Source organism: Bacillus sp. JJ634, assembly GCF_036962285.1.
Lineage (GTDB): Bacteria > Bacillota > Bacilli > Bacillales > DSM-1321 > Peribacillus > Peribacillus asahii_A.
The window spans coordinates 38,268-45,134 of the sequence record NZ_JBALMU010000068.1; the positions used below are offsets into that span (position 1 = coordinate 38,268).

General features: G+C 37.2%; 3 protein-coding genes and 1 pseudogene. 1 reads left to right on the forward strand and 3 read right to left on the reverse strand.

The window, feature by feature from the left end:
* Nucleotide 1 precedes the first annotated feature (1 nt).
* On the forward strand, nt 2-1,282 hold the full coding sequence (locus tag V7068_RS11840; protein WP_499712968.1) for a dihydrolipoamide acetyltransferase family protein: 1,281 nt from the start codon (nt 2-4) through the stop codon (nt 1,280-1,282).
* Nucleotides 1,283-2,438: 1,156 nt separating this feature from the next.
* Here V7068_RS11840 and V7068_RS11845 read toward each other — a convergent pair.
* The 3 genes and pseudogenes from V7068_RS11845 to bcd form a co-directional block, all read right to left on the reverse strand.
* Nucleotides 2,439-3,458 (reverse strand): annotated as a pseudogene (locus tag V7068_RS11845) (IS110 family RNA-guided transposase); the annotation flags it as partial.
* Between the two features lie 440 nt (nt 3,459-3,898).
* Complete coding sequence (brnQ, locus tag V7068_RS11850) at nt 3,899-5,263, reverse strand: branched-chain amino acid transport system II carrier protein (protein WP_499712969.1); 1,365 nt, start codon at nt 5,261-5,263, stop codon at nt 3,899-3,901.
* Between the two features lie 240 nt (nt 5,264-5,503).
* Nucleotides 5,504-6,601 carry a branched-chain amino acid dehydrogenase gene (bcd, locus tag V7068_RS11855; protein WP_499712971.1) on the reverse strand — a complete coding sequence of 366 codons (1,098 nt, stop codon included), beginning with the start codon at nt 6,599-6,601 and terminating at the stop codon, nt 5,504-5,506.
* Nucleotides 6,602-6,867 lie beyond the last annotated feature (266 nt).

Consider the following 6,867-nt stretch of genomic DNA (forward strand, 5'->3'; position numbering starts at 1 on the left):
AATGGCTGAGAAAATTATTATGCCACAATTAGGGGAAAGCGTAACAGAAGGTACCATCTCCCAGTGGCTCGTCAAAGTTGGGGATAAAGTTAATAAATATGATCCAATATGTGAAGTAAATACAGATAAAGTCAATGCCGAAGTACCTTCAACTTTTAGTGGAACGATATCCGAAATTGTCATTCCAGAAGGAGAGACTGTAGCGGTTGGAACCTTGATCTGCTACATCACCATTGAGGGTGAAAGCCATGCTCAGGCAAGTGCTGTCATATCTAAACCAAAAAAGGCTGTAGAGTCTGCTGTCCTTCCAGGTAAAGAGGAAATGAAACCACGCTATTCACCAGCTGTATTAAAACTTGCACAAGAGTATAATTTAGATCTTTCTACCATTACAGGTACAGGGGCGTCTGGTCGTATTACACGTAAAGATATTCAGGAGATTATAGATGGTAATAGACAAGTAGCGGCAACCGCTATTCAACAGGTTGAGGAGGTACCACATGTTTCAGTGATCCCTACGTCAGACATGAAGGAAGTCTTGGGAGAACACCCAATGCCTTCTTCAATAAATGTTCCTTTCGGTCAAGAAGATCAAATCATCCCGGTTACCCCGATCCGTAAGACAATAGCCAATCGAATGGTACAAAGCAAGCATGAATCTCCCCATGCTTGGACAATGGTTGAATGTGACGTAACAAATCTAGTCACATACCGGAATCAAGTAAAGGATGAGTTTAAGAAAAAAGAAGGGCTCAACTTAACTTTCATGCCTTTCTTTATTAAGGCCGTGGTAGAAGCCCTAAAGGAATTTCCGATTCTGAATTCGCAGTGGGGTGGCGATAAAATTATTATCAAAAAGAACATCCATATTTCTATCGCTGTGGCTACCAACGATGCCCTATTTGTTCCTGTCATAAGGGATGCAGATCAAAAAAGTATTTTAGGGTTGGCTAAAGCAGTTGATGACTTAGCGAGAAAATGCAGAGAAGGAAAGTTAACTGCAGATGATATGGCTGGTGGAACGTTTACCGTTAATAATACGGGATCCTTTGGCTCTATTCAGTCCACTCCGATCATCAATCAGCCTCAAGCTGCAATATTGAGTGTGGAAGCCATCGTCAAGAGACCTATTGTAGTGGATAACATGATTGCTATTCACGATATGATGAACATGTGTCTATCATTAGACCATCGAATTTTAGATGGTCTCGTGTGCGGAAGATTTTTACAGAGTGTGAAACAAAAACTAGAGAGTATGAGTATAGATACAAAACTCTACTAAAAAATGAGCATCAGTTATAGTGGGGAACTACGAAATGAAACATTGTATTAAATGTGGATCAGTAAAGATTGCGAGAATGGATATAAACGAAAAGGGTATTAAATATACGGCATGGTATTGTAACCAGTGTCGAAAAATCTACGAAGAAAATATATTAGTAAAAAAGTGACGAAAAATACTGTTTGTAACTATGCTGAATGAATATTTACTCATTGAAGAGGGATTAAAAAAATTATCCGCATTCAAGAAACAGCTGTTGAACTACTCACCACTTAATTTTCTAACGAAAATTTGAAGTGGGAGATTCCTACGAACACCAGTGTATCGACTAGTTTTTTAGCAGGCTCTACCCGTAGTCCCTACGGTGATTGCAAAAATATCTTGTACGTTGAACTCGCCACACGCCCTACTCTGCTTGGTTTTCGCTACTTCGGTGCGTGTGGAGGCGATTATCGAACCAAATGATCTTCGCGACGAATTAGTCAAACGTTTTGAGGCGTATTCATCGAAGAACCCCGTCTTCTCTGATCGGAAATAATTAAAGAACGTGGTGGTTAGATTGAATATAATTTTCAAGAAGAAAAATTTTCTCCAGATAAACAACTAAATGAATCTTTAGAATTTATAAGTAGTAGGTTAACTCAAAGAATAATGAAGAGTTTGGAGATACTTATAATGATTTACCCAGTAAAAAACTAGATTCGGAAGGAATTAAGTTGTTTCAACAAATCACTTCACTTCCGTTGTTTGGTAAATAAGTAGGATAGTACTGATTTTTATTCAACCAAATAGAAAGTGTTAATAGTTAAAGGGGTAGCTACTAACTAGTTACCCTTTTCTATTTTATTTGAAAGTAACTAGCAGTTAATAAATTTTTGACTTTTTCAATTATCTCGTAAAAAGTCTCTATAAGTTTCAAGAATGTATGTAAATCCGTTCATTTGATATGAAATTTTTGTTTCAGACATTATCGTCTTCCCCCTATTAACACATCTACCAGTTTATTAACTTGGCTTAATTGCTCTTCATTCAACATTCTTAATTTTTCATGCAATGTCTTCTCTCTACGAGGTTCGAATGATTCCTGCTTCTCCACCAGATCCTTGTAATTCATTCGAAATACTTCTGCCATCTTATCAAGAGTTTCGTAGCTTGCACTAGTATCTCCTCTTTCAATTCTGACAATTGCCGCATTTGAAACTGTAATTGTAAACTTACCAGATTCGAATACACTAGGATCCACTCCAGCGAAGGCTACAAGCTTTTTAGGATTATTAAATCGATCTATCTCCCCAACTTCAGAAATAATCGTTGCCGCGATCTTTTCTCCAATGCCTGGGATAGATTTGATAATAGTATATTCTTCAATTTCTTTAGCGAGAGCGTCTATCTCTGTCTCTAACTTTGATAGATGCTCTTTGTACTGAAGAAGAATATTTATATACATACCTAGGCTTAAAATATGACTCTGATAAACGGTCTTTTCAAAAGGGTTACGGGCTGCCGCAGCTTTAAGCTGAATGGCTTTTTCATTTGCCCATTTGATAGATCTACTTTTACATAACTCAAATATCTTGTCTGTAATGGCTTTTTCACTTGCCTTCAGAATGTCTTCTGAAGAAGGAAACTCTGAAAGAGTTAAGAGTGACACCACAGAATATAAATCTCCAAAAACCCCGTTATATTCAGGAAACACTTGTTCAAGCACTGCCTGAAATTGCAGCTTTGTTTGGATTATAACGCCCGTTATATTTTCATGTTGTCTTGTCAGATTACGAAGGTTTAATAACTGAACCCCACGCTTTTTATATGGTTCTAACTCCTCCTTATAGAACAACTCACAGAGAAGATAGGCATCAATGGCATCGGTCTTTACTTTTCTTAAACTTGACCCTCTTGCCTTATATGAAATCAAAGGGTTGATGATAATCAATAAATACCCACGCTCTTCCAAGTAGTGAACGACTGGAGTTTGATAATGCCCAGTAGCTTCTAAAATGACTGAAGGCTTTTTTCCAGACTCTCTTTTAACATCCTCAAGAAACGCTACAAGTGAATCAAGCCCCTCAACAGTATGAGAAACTTTAAAGCTCTTACGATATGGTTTGCCTTTATCTAAAAATGCCTGAACTTGACTTTCCCCTTTTGAAACATCCAGACCAACGACTGGATTCATTCTGAATCTCCTCCTAGACTAGTCATTTGCCAGTAACCCCTAATCCTCCATGCAGTGTCACAGCTTCGCTTGTTATACGAGATCTACGTCCCAACCAGCCTCAATCATGTTTCTACAAGTAAGGGGCGAACGGTTTAGTTGACGGGGTCAAGCCCCACGGGCAGAGACGTTCTACCTTGGCTACTGTTATAATAAGACCATATAAAATAAGGTCAACCAGAAATATTTTCTTATCTGGCTGACCTTATAATACGAACTGGGCAGTTAGTTGAATAATGAAAAAAGCCCAATTTCTCAATTTTAATGCTGAGAAATTGGGCTTTTTAATATCGAAATTTCCTTAACGTTGTAAATCTGCATTTTCCTGACGCTACCCCTTATAGAACGAACAGGTGCCGTTCGATTAAAATGTCAACAAATTTAAAAAAAGGTTGACATATTTATGAAACTTTTTTTCTTTTAACTATTCTAGTTGGATGATTAAGACCGAATTTCACTCGTATTATGCTACTGCTAAACCCTATAAATCCTCCAACAATTGCTGGGATAATCCACCCTATTCCTACATCATAGAGAGGAAGAATTTCATGAAAGAAATTATTAATGGATGAAAAGCGTATACCAGCTTGGTTTAATCCATCAAATAAACTCACAACGAATGTGAATAGCATACTTCCTTGGTATACTTCAGAACGACCTTTGAAAAGAGAGTGTGTAAATGTTAAAACAATCAACACAATCGCTAATGGATAAATCGCTGTTAACACAGGTACAGATAACGAAATCAATTGCGCTAATCCAAAGTTCGCAAAACCTGCACTAATGACAGAGAAAATAATTGCCAATTTTTTATAAGAAACACTTGGAATTAACTTATGGAAATAAGAAGCACAAGCCGTAACTAATCCAACACTTGTTGTTAAACATGCTAGTAACACAATAAAGCCTAGTAACACTCCACCGAAAGGACCGAAGTAATGGCTTGAAACTTGTACTAATACTTGTGCACCTGTATCTGCATAACCTATTTCCTCCACACTTGTAGCACCAAGATATGATAGTCCTGTATAGATTAAAGCTAAAATACCTGCCGCGATAAACGCTGATTTCATACATAAAGTAAGAAGTTGTTTCTTATTCGTAATCCCTTTATCTCGAATTGCATTAATAACAATAATCCCAAACACGAAAGCAGCAAGAGCATCCATTGTTAAATAACCTTGTTCGAACCCTGTAAAGAATGCATGAGACACATAGTCCTCAGTAGGTGCTTGGAAAGCTCCCATTGGTTTAAATACAACGAAAGCCATTAAAATTAAAATAAACACGAGCATAATCGGCGTTAGCCATTTTCCAATAATATCAACCATCTTGCTAGGGTTAACCGAAATATAACACGTAAGTGCAAAGAAAATAATTGTAAAGATTAGTAAAGGTACAAAACTGATCTCATCACCTAAAAAAGGTTTAATGGCCATTTCAAACGAAACTGTTCCTGTTCTTGGAATCGCAAACAAAGGTCCGATTGAAAGATATAAAATAACGGTAAACACTACACCAAAAATTGGATGAGTACGATTTGCCAAAGACTGTAAATCGTCTTTCCCCGAAACTCCTAATGCTAGAATACCAAGTAACGGTAAGCCAACTCCTGTTACTAAAAACCCTGCATTTGCTGACCAGATATTTATTCCTGCTAATTGACCAAGCATTGGTGGAAAAATTAAATTTCCCGCCCCAAAAAATAGAGCAAATAACATTAAACCAATAACTAAAATAACTGAAAATGGTACTTTAGTATCCAAATAAAAACCTCCATTAAAGAACTAAATTTTACTGAAAATCCTCTCTTTTTCTACTATACCATTTGACGAATAGGATATTTATTATTCAACTAATTCATTATAAAGCATAGAATAAAATCTCTTTGGACTTACTGAATTAGAGACTAAAATAATCCTAACCCTATATCATACCAAAGAGATTCCTTTCATTGCAGATTAACGAAAAGTGCAAGCGCCTTGCTCAGCCTCCTACATACCAATCTATCTACGATGATTTAAAATATCCTTTTCATTCTGTAAAAACTGACTACGAGAATTTCTCATTCTAGCAATGCGTTCCTCTGCCATACGATCAGCTGCTCGGTAAGTAGGCAGATTGTCACGCTTCGCAATTTCAATTACTTTCATAATATTGTCATAAATACCCTCGACTTTTTTCAGTGCACGCTCACGATTGTAACCCTTCAGCTCGTCAGCGACATTAATGACACCTCCAGCATTAATCACATAGTCCGGAGCATAAACGATACCTTTTTCATGTATTAAGTCACCATGACGTGGTTCTTTTAATTGATTGTTTGCCGCACCAGCAATAACTTTTGCCTTTAATTTTACTATTGTGTCATCATTTATGACCGCTCCGAGGGCACAAGGGGCATATATATCACAATCGACACTATAAATATCCGCAGGGTCTACTGCCTTTGCACCAAACTCCTCGACAGCACGTTGTACGTTTTTTTTATTAATATCTGTAACAATTAGTAGTGCACCCTCCTCAGCTAGATGGCGACATAAATGATACGCTACATTCCCAACACCCTGAACAGCTACCGTTTTACCTAACAAGGAATCCGTGCCAAACGCCTCCTTCGCTGCTGCTTTCATTCCTCGATATACGCCATATGCAGTTACCGGAGATGGGTTACCAGAGGAGCCAAAGGTCGGTGAAATTCCGGTAACATAATCGGTTTCCTCATGAATTAGATCCATATCCTCGACGGTTGTACCTACGTCTTCCGCAGTAATATAGCGACCATTCAAGCTTTGAATATAACGACCAAATGCTCGAAACATTTCTTCATTTTTATCTTTAAGAGGGTCTCCGATAATGACGGTTTTGCCACCGCCTAAATTTAAGCCCGCTGCGGCATTTTTATAAGTCATACCTCGCGCTAACCTTAAAGCATCCTCTATCGCTGCATCTTCTGAAGGGTACATCCACATTCTCGTACCACCGAGTGCAGGACCTAATGTCGTATCATGGATGGCTATAATAGCCTTTAAGCCTGATTGTTTATCTTGACAAAAAACTACTTGTTCATAATCATATTTTTCAAGATATTGAAAAATTTCCATTTTATATTCTCCAAAAGGCTTTATAGTATTTCCTATTTTCATTTCCCTTTTAGATCCTCCATAAGGTTTTACAGTAGTCCCCATTTTCATTTCCATTTTATTTCCTCCTAAGGTTTATTAAAGGTTAACGTGATTCGCATTCACCTCTCACTTTTTTAAGAAAGCAATTATTATGCCAACAATGAATATCCTTCTACATCTTATGGTTAATAGATGTTTAAACACTATCATTCTTTTGGGAAAATATAGTTTTTTTTTTTTTTTTT